24 protein-coding genes and 1 pseudogene are annotated in these 15,998 nt (G+C 49.1%); 9 read left to right on the plus strand and 16 right to left on the minus strand.

What is annotated here, in order from left to right:
- Positions 1-14: 14 nt before the first annotated feature.
- Together FGI41_RS15475 and FGI41_RS15480 are read right to left on the minus strand one after the other, a co-directional pair.
- Positions 15-257, minus strand: a complete 243-nt coding sequence (locus tag FGI41_RS15475) for a DUF1759 domain-containing protein (RefSeq protein WP_139491270.1) — start codon at positions 255-257, stop codon at positions 15-17.
- Positions 254-1,306 carry a hypothetical protein gene (locus tag FGI41_RS15480; RefSeq protein ID WP_139491271.1) on the minus strand — a complete coding sequence of 351 codons (1,053 nt, stop codon included), beginning with the start codon at positions 1,304-1,306 and terminating at the stop codon, positions 254-256. The genes FGI41_RS15475 and FGI41_RS15480 overlap by 4 nt, the downstream gene beginning before the upstream one ends.
- 145 nt (positions 1,307-1,451) lie before the next feature.
- On the opposite strand from FGI41_RS15480, the pseudogene FGI41_RS15485 reads away from it, so the two are divergent.
- Together FGI41_RS15485 and FGI41_RS15490 are read left to right on the plus strand one after the other, a co-directional pair.
- A pseudogene (locus tag FGI41_RS15485) lies at positions 1,452-1,607 on the plus strand (LysR family transcriptional regulator); the annotation flags it as partial.
- A 35-nt stretch (positions 1,608-1,642) separates the two neighbouring features.
- Positions 1,643-1,891 (plus strand): type 2 periplasmic-binding domain-containing protein, encoded by a 249-nt coding sequence (locus tag FGI41_RS15490; protein WP_255298508.1) that lies wholly within the window; start codon positions 1,643-1,645, stop codon positions 1,889-1,891.
- Positions 1,892-2,009: 118 nt separating this feature from the next.
- Here FGI41_RS15490 and FGI41_RS25015 read toward each other — a convergent pair whose 3' ends face one another.
- From FGI41_RS25015 to FGI41_RS15505, 4 genes are all read right to left on the minus strand, one after another.
- Positions 2,010-2,156, minus strand: a complete 147-nt coding sequence (locus FGI41_RS25015; protein WP_176560292.1) for a cysteine hydrolase family protein — start codon at positions 2,154-2,156, stop codon at positions 2,010-2,012.
- A 148-nt stretch (positions 2,157-2,304) separates the two neighbouring features.
- A complete protein-coding gene (locus FGI41_RS15495; RefSeq protein WP_139491273.1) occupies positions 2,305-3,252 on the minus strand; it encodes a 3'-5' exoribonuclease YhaM family protein in 948 nt (315 codons plus the stop codon).
- Positions 3,253-3,268: 16 nt separating this feature from the next.
- Complete coding sequence (locus FGI41_RS15500; RefSeq protein ID WP_139491274.1) at positions 3,269-3,799, minus strand: YkvA family protein; 531 nt, start codon at positions 3,797-3,799, stop codon at positions 3,269-3,271.
- Positions 3,796-4,422, minus strand: a complete 627-nt coding sequence (locus FGI41_RS15505; RefSeq protein WP_139491275.1) for a DedA family protein — start codon at positions 4,420-4,422, stop codon at positions 3,796-3,798. The genes FGI41_RS15500 and FGI41_RS15505 overlap by 4 nt, the downstream gene beginning before the upstream one ends.
- Positions 4,423-4,582: 160 nt before the next feature.
- Between FGI41_RS15505 and FGI41_RS15510 the strand changes: the two genes are divergently transcribed.
- From FGI41_RS15510 to FGI41_RS15520, 3 genes are all read left to right on the plus strand, one after another.
- A complete protein-coding gene (locus tag FGI41_RS15510) occupies positions 4,583-5,095 on the plus strand; it encodes a DUF2062 domain-containing protein (RefSeq protein WP_139491276.1) in 513 nt (170 codons plus the stop codon).
- A gap of 111 nt (positions 5,096-5,206) precedes the next feature.
- A complete protein-coding gene (locus tag FGI41_RS15515; RefSeq protein WP_139491277.1) occupies positions 5,207-5,641 on the plus strand; it encodes a MarR family winged helix-turn-helix transcriptional regulator in 435 nt (144 codons plus the stop codon).
- A gap of 192 nt (positions 5,642-5,833) precedes the next feature.
- On the plus strand, positions 5,834-6,172 hold the full coding sequence (locus FGI41_RS15520; protein ID WP_139491278.1) for an antibiotic biosynthesis monooxygenase family protein: 339 nt from the start codon (positions 5,834-5,836) through the stop codon (positions 6,170-6,172).
- Between the two features lie 770 nt (positions 6,173-6,942).
- On the opposite strand, the gene FGI41_RS15525 is transcribed toward FGI41_RS15520, so the two are convergent.
- The 5 genes from FGI41_RS15525 to FGI41_RS15540 form a co-directional block, all read right to left on the minus strand.
- Positions 6,943-7,206: a hypothetical protein gene (locus tag FGI41_RS15525; RefSeq protein ID WP_139491279.1), complete on the minus strand. Its 264-nt coding sequence runs from the start codon at positions 7,204-7,206 to the stop codon at positions 6,943-6,945.
- A 70-nt stretch (positions 7,207-7,276) separates the two neighbouring features.
- Positions 7,277-8,119, minus strand: a complete 843-nt coding sequence (locus FGI41_RS15530; protein WP_176560293.1) for an MBL fold metallo-hydrolase — start codon at positions 8,117-8,119, stop codon at positions 7,277-7,279.
- Positions 8,120-8,259: 140 nt separating this feature from the next.
- Positions 8,260-8,427 (minus strand): hypothetical protein, encoded by a 168-nt coding sequence (locus tag FGI41_RS25020; RefSeq protein WP_176560294.1) that lies wholly within the window; start codon positions 8,425-8,427, stop codon positions 8,260-8,262.
- An 85-nt stretch (positions 8,428-8,512) separates the two neighbouring features.
- The gene (locus tag FGI41_RS15535) at positions 8,513-8,857 is read right to left on the minus strand and encodes a PspC domain-containing protein (protein WP_139491495.1); all 345 of its coding nucleotides are present in this window, start codon (positions 8,855-8,857) and stop codon (positions 8,513-8,515) included.
- A 185-nt stretch (positions 8,858-9,042) separates the two neighbouring features.
- Entirely contained in the window at positions 9,043-9,423 is a 381-nt protein-coding gene (locus FGI41_RS15540) for a hypothetical protein (protein WP_139491281.1), read from the minus strand.
- 109 nt (positions 9,424-9,532) lie between these two features.
- Between FGI41_RS15540 and FGI41_RS15545 the strand changes: the two genes are divergently transcribed.
- Complete coding sequence (locus tag FGI41_RS15545) at positions 9,533-9,913, plus strand: hypothetical protein (RefSeq protein ID WP_139491282.1); 381 nt, start codon at positions 9,533-9,535, stop codon at positions 9,911-9,913.
- Between the two features lie 64 nt (positions 9,914-9,977).
- Here the strand turns inward: FGI41_RS15545 and FGI41_RS15550 are convergent, their stop codons facing one another.
- The 4 genes from FGI41_RS15550 to FGI41_RS15565 form a co-directional block, all read right to left on the minus strand.
- Positions 9,978-10,634: a flavin reductase family protein gene (locus tag FGI41_RS15550; protein ID WP_438358028.1), complete on the minus strand. Its 657-nt coding sequence runs from the start codon at positions 10,632-10,634 to the stop codon at positions 9,978-9,980.
- A 48-nt stretch (positions 10,635-10,682) separates the two neighbouring features.
- Complete coding sequence (locus tag FGI41_RS15555; RefSeq protein ID WP_139491284.1) at positions 10,683-11,846, minus strand: homogentisate 1,2-dioxygenase; 1,164 nt, start codon at positions 11,844-11,846, stop codon at positions 10,683-10,685.
- A gap of 26 nt (positions 11,847-11,872) precedes the next feature.
- Positions 11,873-12,808 (minus strand): fumarylacetoacetate hydrolase family protein, encoded by a 936-nt coding sequence (locus FGI41_RS15560; protein WP_139491285.1) that lies wholly within the window; start codon positions 12,806-12,808, stop codon positions 11,873-11,875.
- 219 nt (positions 12,809-13,027) lie between these two features.
- Positions 13,028-13,375 carry a DUF3870 domain-containing protein gene (locus FGI41_RS15565; protein ID WP_139491286.1) on the minus strand — a complete coding sequence of 116 codons (348 nt, stop codon included), beginning with the start codon at positions 13,373-13,375 and terminating at the stop codon, positions 13,028-13,030.
- 155 nt (positions 13,376-13,530) lie between these two features.
- Between FGI41_RS15565 and FGI41_RS15570 the strand changes: the two genes are divergently transcribed.
- The 3 genes from FGI41_RS15570 to FGI41_RS25480 all read left to right on the plus strand — a co-directional run bounded on the left by FGI41_RS15570 (position 13,531) and on the right by FGI41_RS25480 (position 14,469).
- Positions 13,531-13,776: a hypothetical protein gene (locus tag FGI41_RS15570; protein ID WP_139491287.1), complete on the plus strand. Its 246-nt coding sequence runs from the start codon at positions 13,531-13,533 to the stop codon at positions 13,774-13,776.
- Between the two features lie 180 nt (positions 13,777-13,956).
- A complete protein-coding gene (locus FGI41_RS15575) occupies positions 13,957-14,304 on the plus strand; it encodes a hypothetical protein (RefSeq protein WP_139491288.1) in 348 nt (115 codons plus the stop codon).
- Positions 14,305-14,343: 39 nt separating this feature from the next.
- Complete coding sequence (locus FGI41_RS25480; protein WP_255298485.1) at positions 14,344-14,469, plus strand: hypothetical protein; 126 nt, start codon at positions 14,344-14,346, stop codon at positions 14,467-14,469.
- A 113-nt stretch (positions 14,470-14,582) separates the two neighbouring features.
- Here FGI41_RS25480 and FGI41_RS15580 read toward each other — a convergent pair whose 3' ends face one another.
- The gene (locus FGI41_RS15580) at positions 14,583-15,788 is read right to left on the minus strand and encodes a hypothetical protein (RefSeq protein ID WP_139491289.1); all 1,206 of its coding nucleotides are present in this window, start codon (positions 15,786-15,788) and stop codon (positions 14,583-14,585) included.
- Positions 15,789-15,998 lie beyond the last annotated feature (210 nt).

Here is a 15,998-nt window from a genome sequence, read left to right on the forward strand (position 1 = left end):
TTCAACTGCCAAAGCTAATCAATTCCGATTTCGGCGGCTTCTTCCCAATGCTCGACGAAATGTTCGAGTTTCTTGACAAGGCGCTCTATGCGATGCTTCTCCTCAATGCTTTTGGAGATGGCCGCCAGTTGGTTGGTGGCGAACAATTCCACCACCGTTGCTTCCATCTGCGTAAGACGCTCGTGGTACTGCGAGATGATCCCGCGAAGAGTGTCAAACCGCTTTTCGATGCAAATGGGGGTGGCTGTATGAATCATTGCTGTTCGAGAGCAGAGATAACTTGCAGAAGTCCATTTGCAGCCTGTTCATTCTTATGTTTCTCTTTCATAAGAATTTCAATCGCTTCCATGTTGCTTTGTTGGAAGTGGCCTACTACTTCGGCTTGCATCTCTTGGTTACGGGTTTCAAGAAGGCTTACTGCCTGACGGATCAATTGTTCTACTTGCTCGTTTACTGGTTGGGTTGCGGTCATAGTTGTCATGGTGACATCCTCCTTTGGATACGGTGCAGGGTTAGTAGTTGGTGGGGTTGTTGCGGTTTCCGCTGCTTCGGTGGTTACCGTTACGGCTTCCGCTGTAGCGGTTGCATCGGTGACGGCGGCGGCTGTCTGAGCCTCTGCCTCCATCACTTCCGTCTGAGCGAGTTGCTCCACAGCCGGTTCCTGCGCGGTGACTGGCACAGAATCGGCTTGGGCGGCTCCATCCTCAGCAATACAAATGTAGAGATTCTCGCCCTCCATACGGAAACGGTCGTCCAGCTCTGGGACAAACACATATTCCTTGGAGGACAGCTTGAGTTCGTGCTCCATCAGCGGCAACACGGAACGAAGTGCGATCCGGTCCATCTGGTTACGCGCTGCATAAGCAAACACATGGTCATTGGCGACCTGCCATTCTGCCAGATACCAGCGTTGGTCTTGCTCAAATTGCACAAAGCGCGGGTCTTGCTCCAACACGAGCGTGCGTGTCAGTTGGTTCCAAGACAAAGGACTATTCTTTCTCAGCTTTTGCAATATTTGCTCAATGGTTCTAGGCGTGTGGATCTCGCGCAGGTAGCGATATGCCAGTTCAAAAACAGGATGGGATACCGGCAACAGCTCGATGATCGCTTCCGTTCTCCCGACGCGTACAGGTGATACTGGCATTTGAAGGATTTCGGTGAGGGTCTGTTCTACGTCCTGACCGTTGCTCACATAAGGCAAGCAGTCTGTCAGACGATCGATGATATCGGTTCTTGGAAGTGAACGTTCCCCAGGCCGAAACACCTTCTTGATGCAACTCAGTGTCGTATAGGCAGGCCTTCTCATGAAAACATTCTCCTTCTCCGCCGACCTAAGTTTTCCATCTAGTCGGGGTAAGGATAAATATTCTACACGAAGCTGAAAACTCCTACAGAAAAATGCGCTTTTTTTGCTATAATCACGCTAAGAAACGGGAATGTAACGGGTTTTGATGAATCTCGACTGGTTTCGTGCCTTTTTGGAGACAGCTTCGACAAAAAGCCCGATGAAAGCAAGCGAAAAATTACATATCACCCACCCTGCCTTAACCAAGCAGATTCAAAAGCTGGAGCGGGAGCTGGTCGTCACCCTGCTGAAGCGCTCGTCTGCTTCCCAGCTCAATGCGACGTGCGTCAGCAAGTGGTGACAGCATACGCGATGCATCGGCGTGAACCAAAAATTTCCTCGGAAATTGCGTTCGGCGAGTTTTTGCTCGGGTACGTGGCGGCTGGTGCGGGTGTGTCGATTGTGCCGGAGCTGATCGCACGGCCTATTGGGTATCTCGCTTTGGGTTCTTTGCCGATTACGGATTTTCCTGTGATGCGGGTGATTGGACTGGTAGGCGATCCGGCTAAACCGCAAAGCAGAGTATCAGCGCATTTACAGAGATGATTTCTGACAGCTATAACAGAAAGAAAGAAATAATACTTTAAAAAATAAACCTACCTATAAGAAAAGACTTCCCCTCGGTTCGTGCCATAAGGGAAGTCTTTTCCTATGGTGAAGTGTGCTAAATGACCACACCTGGAACGCCGTGTGCATATGCTTCGTCCATGGCCCGCAGGATGTTGGAAAAGCTGTTGGACGGGTAGCTGACAGGCAGCTTGCCGCTGAAGTACTCATTTTGCACATTGATGATCAATAAACAACGTTTCATGTGTAACATTTACCTCAACTGGTCAAATTTGTATCACTAGTCATGTATGATCTGATTTGCTCATGTCTAGAGTACCAGCCTCGGGAGAGTTTGGGTAATTCCAATCAGGACTTAGGAAATAACAAAACGTTATGGCTCAAGCTTTTTCTTAAAAACCACGCCAGATGCGGCGGCGCAGGGCTCCTGCATACCCCCACTCTTCCTCTTCTCCCATGCCGCTTAAGGTCTGTCCGAGTGCATTCATCTTGCTGTCGATCTGATCAAGGTAGTGGAAGATGACAGCCGTCGGGGTTTTACCGGATACAGCACTGCCCCAGCCCATCTCGATATCGCCGTGGTGGCTGAGAATACAGTGCTTCAGGTGCAGAATTTCACTGTTGTCTGTCGGGATCTGGTGTGTGCGGCACGCTTCTGTCACCAGCTCCACTCCCATCACGAGATGACCGATCAGCTGACCCGGCGTAGAATAATCAGGGGCGATGGCATCTGACAGCTCGTACAGCTTGCCGATATCGTGCAGGATGCAGGTAGCGTACAGCACATCCCGGTCCACATGCGGGTAGAGCGGCAGCAGACGCTTGGCCAGCTCCAACAGAGAGACGATATGCTCCAGCAGTCCGGAGTAGTAGTTATGATGCATCTTGACGCCAGCCGGGAAGCTTCTCAGACGCTCAACCAGCTCTTCATTCGCCAAAATCTCACGGATGACCTTGACCAGCACATCGCTCTTGATCTCCCCGATGAAGCCCTGCAGCTGGTTCCACAGGTCTTCGAGTGGATACTTGGAAGCGGGAATGAGTGACTCCATCAGCACCTCGTCTGCTTCGGTCGCGAGGCGGACCCGCTGGATGACGAACTGCTTTTTACCCCGATAGCTCTGTACCTGTGCATCGATCTTAATGATGGATTTGACTTGGATGATCGTCTTGTGCTCCTCGGTCACGTCCCACAGCTTGGCGATGACACTGCCGGAACGATCCCCGATCTCGATGTTCATATATTCGCTCTGGTTGCTGGTCACGCCCACCTCTCGGCTTTTGACCAGACAAAAAGCGATGACGCGTTCTCCCTCCGCATAATCGTTGATATATTTCATCTCTCTAGTTCCTCTCTTATTTGCCGAAAATCTTTTCTTCGATTCGTTTCAGGATATTATGTCCGACCAGATCATCTGCTTTTTTGATGATATTGGTGATGACTTCCAGCAGATTATCTTGACCGTTCCAATGGTGCAGGACGATGTGCTCGTCGGTATCGACAAGGATTTTGCGCAGCGCATAGACGGCGACCACGATATCATCGAGCATACCGATTGGCCCTGTGATCGCTTCTGGGATCAAGTCAATCGGTGCAATATAGTAGGCAATGGCAAGTCCGGCAATCGTTTTGGCCTGCATGGAGACACGCTTGTCCAGAACCAGACGGGCCAGCAGTACGAACAGGTCTGGGGCAAGCAGCAGAATCGACGTCAGGTTATCGTTGAGTCCTTTGTCACGGACAAACTTTTCAATTCTGCCACGTAATTTGTCATAAAAGCGCTGATGCTCCTCCGGCAGTTCAACCACCATCATCGCCCGTTGCCTCGGTTCTGTGGTAAAAATCTCAATCTCTACTTGATCCCGGTCTTTGATCTCTTCACTCATTGGTCGGTCCCTCCTGATTTGGGTTTTGTTTTGTTTCGTCTAATCACATAAGAAACGATCATGATTCCTGCAAACACAAGGATGAAGAAAATAGCCAGGTTGCGTGAGATCGCATCAAATAATTCTTCCCAACGCTCTCCCAATTGCCAGCCCAGCGTCACGAACAGTGTGCTCCAAAACGCCCCGCCAAGATACGCATACAAGGCGAAGTCACCGAACGGAAGCTTCGTAATCCCGGCAAAATACGCCGTATACTGACGCACCACCGGAATGAAATAGCCGATGGGGAGCGCCCATTTGCCCACCCGGTTGAACCATTCTTCTGTGCGTTTATACGCATCATAGCCAAGCCCAAACCGTTTGCCGTATTTTTCAATAAAAGGATGTCCCAAGCTCCGGCCAATCCAATAGGCAGCTGTCATCGCGCTGATCGAACCGAGAAAACAAGTAAGGAGCGTCGGCCAATAGGACAGATGTCCAATGGAAACCAGATAACCGGAGAATACCAAAAGCGACTCTTCCGGAACAGGCAGACCAAGGATCCCGAAGAAGAACAGTCCATAAAGCGCCCCATATCCATATGTCGTGATATATTCCCCAAATTGACTGATGATCTCTTCCATCTTTCGTTCTTCTCTCTCCTTCCCATTGTTTCCCATTCATTATTATGCCAAATCATAACTACGATTCGCAAATTAATCCTTTGTGTTTAACCGACAGGATTCGCTATAATAGAATTGTAAAAGATGAGGAAACTATAAAGCTGTTGGGAGATACGTATCCATGTGGAGAAAACTATACCGTAAACTAAAACTTGAATATTATAAACTGGTTCGTATGAAGGGCGCCGCATCTTTTATTGCCCGTGGGTTTTCGATCGGAATGTTCATTGAGTTTATTACCCTGCCCACGATTGGCACCGCTTTCCTTCTCCTTTATCCGCTGAATGTGTTGTTCCGCTCCAGCTTCTCCGCCTCTCTGATCGCTTTTGTAATTGGCAAAATTCTTCTTCCATTGTTTATGTATACGAATAAGCAGGTCGGTAATCTGGTCATGGGCAAACACATCGTGGAAGAACCTGTTCATCATGGTCACCATGCCCCACCGCTGTTTTCCGCTGATTGGTTCTATGACAAATGGGAGTGGTTCCTCAACTTCGGGATCACTTATCTGGTCGGCAGTGCGGTTGTCGGATTGGTCGTCGCGATCGCCAGCTACTTCTTGGTCTATGGTGCTTTGGTCTATTACCGCAAAAAACGGGCGAAGCGTACCGTCGTGGTCAACCGTTCGTCTTAACTTACTCATACACCCCTTACCGATCAGATTCTGGAGTATTTGTCCGGTCTGATTTGGAGGGGTTTTTGATTTCTATCATGAATTTCTCTTTACGAAAAGGAGCCGCTTGAGATGCAAGATCGTAAGACAGAGTATTTACAGGAATTTCAAACGATTTTTGAAGATGTATTCGTCAAAATGAAAAAGAAAACAGGTTTCCCCAAAACCGAGTACAAGCTGGCCACTGGTCATATCTTCGTACTGCTCAATCTTGTACCTGATAAGGTCCGTACCGCTACCGAATTGGCTAACGCTCTCGGGGTAACCTCCGGCGCTGTAACCGGGTTGACCGATAAGCTCGTGTCCTTCGATCTGATCAACCGGGTCCGCTCCGAGGAAGACCGCCGAGTCGTCCAGTTCTCTCTGACCGAAAAAGGGATGGATGTCGTCCATCAGGTCAGAAAGGATCGCGCCCAGACCTTCGTCAATCTGTTTTCCAACCTGCCTGAAGAAGATATCGTAACCATCGTAGAAGTGTTCAAGAAGCTGAACAGTGTGTTGGAGTAGTCATCCATCTATATTGGCGTTATGAAGAAAGAGTAAGGTTCCTCTGTTTGAAACATGAGGAGCCTTCTTTTTGTTGCTTGTTGATAATGATTATCATTGACGAGGAGTGTTTCTTTGGTTTATCATGGAGGTGTCAGTTATTTTAGCGACTAAAATAATTAGGTATCAAGATAAATAACAGGAGGCTCCGCCATGTTTGTTTCCCAAGCCAGCTTCGAGATTGACAAGAATCATGAAGACCGCCTCATCGCCAAAAGCCAAAAGAATCAAAAAGAAATCGCCCAAGCAGACGGACTGATCTCCTACGAATGCTGGCGACGCGTCCATGCTGAGACCGTTGAATTTGTGTTTGTCTCCAAATGGAATGCGCAAGCCGATTTTCAAAAATGGATCAGCCGGGAAGAGCATGTACAGGAGCATAAGGAGAAGTATAAAGAACAGAAGGCGTCTGGGGTAGAACCGCAGGTGAAGATGAAGAAGACGTTGAGTTTCTACGAAGTATTTGAGGCTTCTGGGGCATCTGCGGTGTAGAGAGAAGCCGACTTTCAATCCGCTCGCCTTTTTGAAGCCCCAGAGGGGGTTGGAACTGTCCGCTCCGAATAATTCACTGGGAAGCATCGGGCAAAAAAGGTTTACTCGAAGATGATTAAAGTTTGCCCCGGAGTGTTTTCAGAGAAGTTGATTCCCAGTGAATCATTCGGAGCTAGGTGGGGGCTTCAAGGAGGCTTGCTGCTTGAAAGTCGTCTTCTCTCTGCCAGCATTGGATGAAGGAAATACTAAATGCCTTCATAAATGATTGGTAAGATGAAAGGCTGTTTTCGTAAAAGGAACGGTCTTTTCTTCATTCACTACCAGTGATTTTGTAGTATGTTTTAAGCCTTACAGTAGTATCTTTATCCGGATAAATTCTAACTGCTGATTATACAAGCCGTCCTCCCTCCTATCACATTTTCCTTTGGGGACGGCTTGTTTTATTTTTTGCCCCAAGCTACCGCTGGCTAGAGAGAAGACGGATTTCAAGCCGCAAGCCTACTTGAAGCCCCTCCCCAGCGAAGAATGATTCACTGGGAAAATGACTTCCCTGCGGATTCTTCTGGGCAAACTTCAATCCTCTTCGAGTAAACCTTTTTTGCCCATTGTTTCCCAGTGAATCATTCGCAGCGGACAGTCCTACCCCCTTCGGGGCTTCAAAAAGGCGCGCGGATTGAAATCCGGCTTCTCTCAAGCCACCCCACCAGCCTTGAGTCAAAAAAGTAAAAAAGACCGCTCCCCCAAAGGATCGGTCTTTCTTCATTCAAGATTTACGCTTCTTCAGCAGCCTCTCTCGCACGCTCTTCTTCATAGCGTCTAAACGTGCCACCTTGGCGCAAGCTGTACATGATCTCGCTCACAGTAAAACGGTCATTGAGAAGTTCCAGGCAAGAATCGGCTTCTTCTTCGGTCAGGCCTGTAGCAATCAAGCTCTCACGGAGCAATACGTCATTGGGACGACGGAAGTAAGATTGCAGAGTGCGCTGTACGCGTCCTTCGAAACTGGTTCTAAGGAGCAGCTCTGTCGTTGACATGTTCTTCCACCTCTTTTAAGCAGTCTATTCTCTATTATGTACCAAATGGTCAAAAGAAATCAATGATTTATCAACTTTTCTTGCTAATATGCTCCATCAACAAATTCATGTTGTCCAGATGACGCTGGATAAACTCGCCTTGGATCATGTTTTCAGCATATCGGATCCCGCCAAACGCTTCCTTGATTGCCTCTTCAGACAGCCCATTCGCCACACCCTGCACAACCGCTTCGCGCGTCTCCTCCAGATAACGCCGATCCTGATCAATACGCCGCAGCATTTCTCTTTTTTCCGTTGTGGGGTTGCCGTGACCAGGGATCAGCAGCTCCACCAGATCCGCTGTGACCAATTCCTCCATCTGGGTCAGTGTTGCCAGATATTCCTCATAGCTGTGGTAGACAAACGGAAATTCCATGTCAGAAAGAATATCCCCCACAACCAAGGTTTTATGGCTATGTATATAGGTAGCAATCATATCATCCACATGGCCGGGAACCGGGTAGAAGGTCGTCTTCCACTCCCCGACTTCTTCTACACCCTCAATCACACGGTCAATCCGGGGAATCTGGAGCGCTTCAGGACGCATCACGTAATACCGCTCATCAAAACGTCGGGCACTCTCGATCTGCCCCTCTAGTCGGCCCTCCGCCAGAATACGCTTGTGAGCCACCACGGTCGCATCTGCAAACAACGGATATCCCACGATATGATCCCAGTCCCCATGCGTCAGCACGAGGATCAGCTCGCGGCCGCGCCGGATTTCGTTGACATAGTCAGCAATGGCGTCCAGCTCGTTTGGAAAATAAGCCGGATCAAACAAAAAAATCCGTTCCCCCTCCTCTACAACCGTCGAGCAGGTCTGCCAGATCACACTGGTAAAGACGGTAACCTCTCCAAAGCTCTGTCTTTGCATCGTCGCTTCCTCCCCCTTTTTGCATCCTGTCTGTACGCAGGAAAGCCCGTCCCTTATCCTATCATGAACCATGAAAAAAGGTAAGCTGGCGGATTCCCCGGGCTTACCCCATTCACAGACATGAAATTGTTTGGTACTACTTAATTGGAATTGCCGGAGTACGCGTGCATCATTTCTTCGATCATCTGTACATCGTTCTCCAAATCACGAATATCTTCTTCGATCATCTTCTTGAGGTGCTGCTTCTCACGGAGTACTTTGCGGGTCTGCTCCAGACGCTCTTTCATGTCGAAAACACCGAGATACAATTTAAGTTCCCTCCCTATGTAAAGTCCGATCATTACGCTTACATTTTATGCGTTCGGGAACATATTGTTGACAGAAATAAGTTCGTTATTGCGTTTGAAATTTCGCAAGCTCGGCACGCAGGCGGTACACTTCTTCTTGGAGTGCGCGTTTTTCTAGGCGATCAATCTCTTCGTCCAAATTACGATTATTCGGCTGTACCCCGAATCCGTCATCGGTAAACGGCATACGGCCAAAGGATGTCCACTCTGGCTGTTCCTTAGGCATCAGGAAGGCCAGCATCAGGTACACCACAACCGGAATACCGGTAAAAATGGTCAGGAAAATCACAGCAATCCGCACCAGTGTGGAATCTACGTTGATAAAACGGGCGATCCCCCCGCAGACACCAAAAATTCTTTTGTCATCCATTGAGCGATAAAGACGATTCATCATAAATCCTTCCTTTCATCTGTTTCCGTTGTCTTTATCATAGCTCACAGCAGGTCTCGTCAAAACTGGCTAGGGTGGGATTGTGCCTCCGTCTCAGGTCGGAGAGAGGCATCGGACTGGCACGCCCGCAGATGTCTTGTTATCGTCTCTTCCATGATTCAGCCTCGGATGTACTCACCGATCCGTTAGTCCACATACTCAGCCTGATACGAGTTCTCCCCTGCATGGACAGACAGCATGGTATTCGCATAGCCGACCAGCCGATTGACCAGCTCCTCCACGACAGCGTACACCAGCGGCTGCAGGCTCGGCTCATACAGCTTGGGATCATCGAAGATCACCGTCGTGTTGATAAAAATCTCCTTGTTCCCCTGAAGATCGTAGTGAACAATCACCTTGCCCGCCGCCCCTTGTGTAGCCGGATCTTTAAAGCCTGGCAGGAACACGTACCACTCCTCCGCCGTGGCTGAGCGAAAATTTTTGGTGAAAACGAGTCCGCGAATCACTTCTTCGGTCTGCTCCCGCAAGGCCGGGGACATGAGTTGGATGAGGTTTTCTTTTGACATGACGGTCCGCTCCTTTTATGGTAATAAGTCCTGTTGATCTGTGCTGCTTAGGATTCTTCCAATCGGTCTGTGTTAGTCGATTTCTTTTGGACAGGATGAGCGTGAACGTATGCATGGTATATCTGGTATGAAACCCCCGCAGGATGATCAGGCTAAGGCTGAGGTGATTGGTGTGAAAAAGAAGCCAAGACGGACTCCCCGTGCCGTGTATACATATGGATGTATGATACTCACCGCTGCCGTCGTGCTTTCCGGTTGCGGGAATACTGCCCGAACACAAGGCACAGGACAGAACGGAGCGACGGTTAAGAGCGATCCAAACGTGTATTTTCTCCAAAGTGACGTCCCGCCGCGTATGGATATTCAGGGGAACCAGACGCCCTATGGGACACCGGCTAATTTTGGTACCGGGTCGGATTATGGGCGGTTCATCCGGCCTGATGCGGTATCCGATTATACTGGGGTTGATTTTGGAGTCAGCCAGCATTAAAAACAGACCGGCATAAGAAAAAGCATGGGATATGGCTCCCATGCTTTTTTCCTGTTCACAGCCATTATTCTTTCTTCTCATATACCCCACGAGGACGGTCAAACATCTCCCCGATGGTCGCATACGTCAAACCCGCGAGGCGGCTGACCGGCTGGAACTTCGCGGTGTCGATTTTGCCGTCAAAATACAGCTCATCGTCCACATGCACATGCACGACTTCCCCGATGATCAGATCAGAAGCGATGTTATCCCCATCACCCAGATGCACGATCTGGTTCAGCTTGCATTCAAAATGAACGCGGGACTCGGCCATGCGTGGCACCTGCACCGCTTTGGACGGTTGTGGTGTGAGACCGATCTCCTCCACTTCGCTGATCTCAGGCGGATAGTCGGCGGATGATTGGTTGACCGCTTCGACATTGTGGATATCCACCATATTGACGACGAACTCGCCCAGCTCTTGGATATTGCGCGCGGTGTCCTTCATCACGCCACCCGGCTTGCGGGCGACTGCGATGGAGATCATCATCGGCTCGATGCAGGCTACATTAAAATAGCTGAAGGGAGCGACGTTGACCACACCGTCTTTGCTCGAAGAGGAGACCCAAGCGATCGGACGCGGTACGACACCGCCGATCAGCAGTTTGTATTTTTCTTGGCGTCCCAGGTCTTGCACATTGATTTCCACGGATGATTCCCCTCCTTGACGCTGCCACAGCATGCCCCAAATCGGTGCATGCCGGCAGCACCTCGTTCCAACTACAGCTTCTTAGTCCTTGGACGGAAGCCAGCTGTACATATAATTGTTATCCTCGACAGCAATTGCTGTCTTGGTGACTTTCAGCGGGTTGAAGGTGTCGACCATGACCGCCAGCTCTTGGGTTTCTTTTTTGCCGATGGAAGCTTCGATCTTGCCTGGATGCGGGCCATGCGGGATGCCCATCGGGTGCAGCGTGAGGGAGCCTTCCTTGACCCCTTTGCGGCTCATAAAATTACCGTCGACGTAGTAGAGCACCTCATCACTCTCCACGTTGCTGTGGTAGTATGGGGCCGGGATCGCCTGTGGATGGTAATCATAGAGACGCGGCACGAAGGAGCAGATGACGAAGTTCGGACCGGCAAACATCTGGTGGACCGGTGGTGGTTGGTGGATGCGGCCTGTTATTGGCTCAAAATCGTGGATAGAGATCGCATATGGATAGAGATACCCGTCCCAGCCTACTACATCAAGCGGATGGAAGTCAAAGGTGTAGGAGTACAGCGTGTTGTTCTGTTTCACGCGCACTTCGTAAGAGCCCTCTTCGGTATAGGTCTCCAGCTTCTCTGGCACACGCATGTCGCGCTCACAGAACGGAGAATGCTCCAGGAGCTGGCCGTGCTCGTTGCGGTAGCGCTTCGGCGGCACAATCTCATTCTGTGCCTCGATGACGAAGAAACGGCTGTTGTTATCGTTCGGTACGACACGGTAGGTAGTACCGATCGGAATCACCAGATAGTCGCCTTCACGGTAGCTGAGCGTACCAAAAATCGTCTCCAGTTTCCCCTCGCCTTTGTGGACGAACAGCACCTCGTCACCTTCGGAGTTGCGGTAGAAATAGTCCATCGGCTCAGTCGGAGAAACCACGCCAAGCACGACATCGTTATTGCCCATCAGATAGCGGCGGCCCATCACCGGGTCTCCACCAGCAGGCATATCAAAGGTAAAGAAATGCTGGTGCTTTAGCTCTTCACGCTCCACATATTCCATATCAAGCGTAGCGAATTTACGCACATTGGTTACTTGTGTCGGCGGGTTGTGGTGATACAGAATCGATTGGATGCCAGAGAAGCCTTTTGTCCCCATCAACTGCTCACGGTACAGCTCGCCATTAGGCTTGTAAAACGTGGTGTGACGCTTCTGCGGCACTTCCCCCATACGCAGGTAAAACGGCATATCGTTTCCTCCTCTTGTTTTCTTTATTATTGATCCGCAATGGTGTTACGAAGCACACCAAGGCGGTCGATCTCACATTCAACGGTGTCACCGGGCAAAAGCCATGGTCGGTTCTCTGGGCCAAGCTCCAGAATACAACCAGTACCTACCGTCCCCGACCCGATCACATCCCCCGGATACAGGGTGCAATCTGCGGAAGCGCGGGCAATCAGCTCGGCAAACGTATAGTGGATATCTATCAGATTGCCGCGTGAGTACTCTTCGCCATTGACGCGGGCTGTCATGGTCAGGTTGTAGCGGTTGCCCTTTTCTGTACGGGTGCAGACCTCTGCCAGCTCGTCGACGGTGAGCATGAATGGCCCCATCGAGGTAGCGAAGTCTTTTCCCTTGGCAGGGCCTAGGCCTACTTTGACCTCTTCCCGCTGGATGTCGCGAGCGCTCCAGTCATTCAAGATACAGAAGCCGGCAATATAGGAATCCGCCTCCTCCAGCGGGATATCGCGTCCTTCGCGAGCGATCACGCAGGCAATCTCCAGCTCGTAGTCGAGCCACTGGGTTGCTTTCGGCCGTACGAGTGTGTCCTCATGCCCAAGGAATGCCGCCGCATTGGAGAAGTAAAACACCGGGAAATCATACCACTCCGGCACCATCTCCAAGCCGCGTCTGCCCCGCGCTGTCTTCACATGCGCCTCGAACGCGTAAAAATCACGGAAGCTCAGTGGTCGCGGCAACGGCGAACCAAGCTTCACCATGTCATACGCAAGCGCAGCGTACTTGCCTTCTTCGGCAGCCGCTTCTTGCAGGCGCGGCCCCCACTTGCTCCAATCCTCCAGGAGCCCCTGCAACGTAGCCGGTGCTCCCTCGACAGCCACCGCGATATCCACAATCCCGTCACCGGAGATGAAGCCAGCACGCCATGGATCAGTGAGCGCCTCTTTTCGTTTAAAGGAAACGAGTTTCATGTCGATACACCCCTCCTCTACACCATATGAAAAAATGAAAAAACCCAGTCCTCGATTAGTCTTCCTCGAAAAATGGGCAAACTTCCTCCGTCTGCACACATCATTCCAGTAAGACCATACGAAGCGCTGGGTTCTGCCTACTATGCAATGAGAACAAATCTTGTGACGGATTCATCCCCCATAGACAACCAGTCTGTACGTAACAGTCAGGTGGATCTGTTATGAAGTTGTAGTGGCTCCCTCCTGGTAACGGTCAATCGCCGCACGCAGCGCCTGAATGATCGCACCCTGTGCATGCACGAGCGCCCGTGTACGGATCGACTCCTGCAGCTTGTGCCAATCCTCCGGCAATCGGTGCCCGATCACCAGTCCGCGCAGGAACTGTTCAGTCAACCCCATCAAAAAGGTAAAGGAAGCGTCGACCACGGCTCCATCTGTGCTGTCGATGATCAGTGCACAGGCGAACACCTTCTGATTCTCAGACAACGGCGTCCCTTTGGGCAGTTGGGCAAAGCCTGTGACCAGTACGTATTTAGGATCTGCATATGTCGGTACGGATTGGTTCATGGCTCCCTGCCTCCTACCCTTCTATCATAATGGAAACGCTCTCAATTTTCTAGAGGGAATTGACTGAATTTTGATGAGGTATAGAGAAATGGGCTTGGGGTCATGTTATATCAAGACCAGACCTTACCATCATGTTGAACGGGAGTTGTGCAACCGTGAGTGAAAATGATAAAAACCAAGTGCCTAAGATCAATCTGTTTACTACCCCACAAAATATGGACACTCCATATATCACGGAATCCCAGGCAGATACCGATGAGATTAACCAAGCTCTACTTGAAGTGGACAGCGATGAGAATGAAGACCCCGGACGTGAATGGTTGTTGGATCAGTCTGCCGCTGCTTTTTTGGATTTGAGCGGGCTGACCAGTCGTGCTGCGGACAACCAGGGTCACGAGTAAGCTGACAAAAAAACGTTTGATTCAAACAATACCCGTCTCTTTGGTTCTCTTACGAAAATCAGGGCGGGTTCTTTTTTACCATGTAGGAGATACCAGTAGGATTTCTATTGAAGTCTACCCCCTTTTTCATTACAATTAGATAAATATCCACTACTATCAACCTTCGCAAAGGAGGCTGAAATGTCGCATTCCTCGAAGTACCGCATTCATCTGATCATTATGATGATCGTGGCGCTCTTCTGCTCCCTAAGCATCAGCTCTCATTCTTCTATCATCCCATCTGATTCCGATTTCACATATTTGTCCAAAAAGACGGACGCCATCCACATGGTTTCCTCTTCGCATGCTGCCCGCAAGTTTGTGGGACTGAAAATTCAGTTGCTTCAAATCAAAAGCAATGATCGCATTCTCGTCTATGCCCTGCCGCTCTTGCTGGTCTCCTTTTTATTCTCCATCCAAATCAGGCTCAAGTGGCTCCATCTGATGCCCATCAAATACGGGTCGAAATTCGTGATCCGTCCCCTCTAAGGAAACGTTTTTTACAAATTCCGAGGAGGTACGATAATCATGAAATACACAAAAGAAGAAATCACCTTGATCCACAAGACCGTGAAGGAGTTAAAAGTCTTTGGGGCTGTTTTTGCCCTCCTTGTCGTCGGAATGCTGGCCGCTAAATATTTTTTGGAACTGTAAATAAGCTGGAACGACACACAACACCGGGAATTTTCTGGTGTTGTTTTTATTTTCGCAAAATAGGAGCCCGGCAGATTCCCGAGCTCCATTTGTTCGATATCCTATTCTATTGTTTATTGAACTTCAAATTTCACGTTTCCGCAGGCACCACCCGGAAGTACGTATGCAAAGTAGCTGTAACCATCAACATCGGGAGCTGGTAAAGCCATGGACCAAAAGCTGCCTGCTGTCGTAATTTTTGATGTAGTATACCATCCTGTATTCTGTGTCCAAAGAGCAATTCTTCCGCCGCTGCCAGAGCAACTGGATGGAGAAGTTAGATTCGGGTAGATATTAAGCTTTCTACCGGCAGAGTTCTTCACACCGACCCAATACTCTACACCGTAATTTCCCATTATTTTATTTCGGCCCAACAATGTATTGCCGACCGTATCCGCATATTCATACTCATTGGTATTCCCCTGTGCTTCGTAGCTGGAGAGGTAGAACGTATTGCCCGGATAATAGGTGTTGGCATCAATCCAAGCCTGACGCTGGCTATGCTTAAAGGTGCCACTTGTAAAACCAGTGTAGGAAGAGGTAGCTTGCGGGAAACTAAAAATCTTGCTGTCGAGGGTATTCGGATGGGCAAAATAGACTCTTGCCTTTAGACCACTAGAATTTGTTGACATCCATATTTTACCATTTCCAATATATCCATTTGGGAGGGAGGTATACATCAATACCTTGGTTTCACCAGGATTAATTGTCAATGTTTGATAATTGGTACTTTTTCCATAATCCACTTCAACTAGAGTCGACATATCGATCGTATAGCCCGCATTACGAATTGCCTTTTGACCAACATCCAAGGTTGCTACCGAACTGGATGTGTTCTTGACGGCAATTCCTAGTTTGACACCACTGAGACTCGAATTATTATGATGATAAAAATCTGCCACATACATCTCGTTGCTAAGAAGCGTGGTCTCAGTTGTGTATGACCCCCCTTGTGTATTGGTAAGATGTGAGCCCAGTATTGGTTCAGGATTATTTGAATAAATATAGTAAGTCCCCATTTGAGAAAAATTAATACCGTATGTAGTATCTGGAGTGATAACGTTTGAACTGCCGTTCTTCTGCTTTTCAACATTCTCTTGAATTCGTTTTTTCAAATGTTCCGGAAGTTCTACCGGACCTTGTTCCTGAATATCCTCAAACAACGGGACCTCGACACCCTGAGGCATTTGATCCTCCCCTGAATCATTAACAGCTGCACTTGCTTGTCCTACTAACCCTGTAGCCAGGGCTAATGTAAGATAACTTGTTTTTTTAAGCATATGGCTCAACTCCCTCTACATTAATGATGGAACGAGCTTAATTTTACATCTAGTGTATTATTATGTAAATATGGTTAATTATTACAAAATATTGAATCTGATTAAAAATATATATTTATATTCTTACGTATCATTTCGTTCCTATGTGGGTGCGAGCTTTGAGATTATAGCAAATGAACCCGTCCCCATACCAAATACCCTGATTTGCGC

Origin of the sequence: Brevibacillus dissolubilis, from assembly GCF_006170445.1 — a bacterium.
GTDB lineage: Bacteria > Bacillota > Bacilli > Brevibacillales > Brevibacillaceae > Brevibacillus_B > Brevibacillus_B dissolubilis.

Bases quoted from the DNA above. Each gene is read 5' to 3' on its own strand.
- FGI41_RS25480 (WP_255298485.1), top strand. From the start codon at position 14,344: ATGAAATACACAAAAGAAGAAATCACCTTGATCCACAAGACCGTGAAG.
- FGI41_RS15510 (WP_139491276.1), top strand. From the start codon at position 4,583: ATGTGGAGAAAACTATACCGTAAACTAAAACTTGAATATTATAAACTG.
- FGI41_RS15580 (WP_139491289.1), bottom strand. From the start codon at position 15,788: ATGCTTAAAAAAACAAGTTATCTTACATTAGCCCTGGCTACAGGGTTA.
- FGI41_RS15545 (WP_139491282.1), top strand. From the start codon at position 9,533: ATGCATGGTATATCTGGTATGAAACCCCCGCAGGATGATCAGGCTAAG.
- FGI41_RS25015 (WP_176560292.1), bottom strand. From the start codon at position 2,156: ATGAAACGTTGTTTATTGATCATCAATGTGCAAAATGAGTACTTCAGC.
- FGI41_RS15530 (WP_176560293.1), bottom strand. From the start codon at position 8,119: ATGCAAAGACAGAGCTTTGGAGAGGTTACCGTCTTTACCAGTGTGATC.
- FGI41_RS15540 (WP_139491281.1), bottom strand. From the start codon at position 9,423: ATGTCAAAAGAAAACCTCATCCAACTCATGTCCCCGGCCTTGCGGGAG.
- FGI41_RS15515 (WP_139491277.1), top strand. From the start codon at position 5,207: ATGCAAGATCGTAAGACAGAGTATTTACAGGAATTTCAAACGATTTTT.
- FGI41_RS15560 (WP_139491285.1), bottom strand. From the start codon at position 12,808: ATGAAACTCGTTTCCTTTAAACGAAAAGAGGCGCTCACTGATCCATGG.
- FGI41_RS15555 (WP_139491284.1), bottom strand. From the start codon at position 11,846: ATGCCGTTTTACCTGCGTATGGGGGAAGTGCCGCAGAAGCGTCACACC.
- FGI41_RS15525 (WP_139491279.1), bottom strand. From the start codon at position 7,206: ATGTCAACGACAGAGCTGCTCCTTAGAACCAGTTTCGAAGGACGCGTA.
- FGI41_RS15480 (WP_139491271.1), bottom strand. From the start codon at position 1,306: ATGAGAAGGCCTGCCTATACGACACTGAGTTGCATCAAGAAGGTGTTT.
- FGI41_RS15495 (WP_139491273.1), bottom strand. From the start codon at position 3,252: ATGAAATATATCAACGATTATGCGGAGGGAGAACGCGTCATCGCTTTT.
- FGI41_RS15475 (WP_139491270.1), bottom strand. From the start codon at position 257: ATGATTCATACAGCCACCCCCATTTGCATCGAAAAGCGGTTTGACACT.
- FGI41_RS15575 (WP_139491288.1), top strand. From the start codon at position 13,957: ATGTCGCATTCCTCGAAGTACCGCATTCATCTGATCATTATGATGATC.
- FGI41_RS15550 (WP_438358028.1), bottom strand. From the start codon at position 10,634: ATGCTGTGGCAGCGTCAAGGAGGGGAATCATCCGTGGAAATCAATGTG.
- FGI41_RS15500 (WP_139491274.1), bottom strand. From the start codon at position 3,799: ATGAGTGAAGAGATCAAAGACCGGGATCAAGTAGAGATTGAGATTTTT.
- FGI41_RS15520 (WP_139491278.1), top strand. From the start codon at position 5,834: ATGTTTGTTTCCCAAGCCAGCTTCGAGATTGACAAGAATCATGAAGAC.
- FGI41_RS15565 (WP_139491286.1), bottom strand. From the start codon at position 13,375: ATGAACCAATCCGTACCGACATATGCAGATCCTAAATACGTACTGGTC.
- FGI41_RS15535 (WP_139491495.1), bottom strand. From the start codon at position 8,857: ATGAATCGTCTTTATCGCTCAATGGATGACAAAAGAATTTTTGGTGTC.
- FGI41_RS15505 (WP_139491275.1), bottom strand. From the start codon at position 4,422: ATGGAAGAGATCATCAGTCAATTTGGGGAATATATCACGACATATGGA.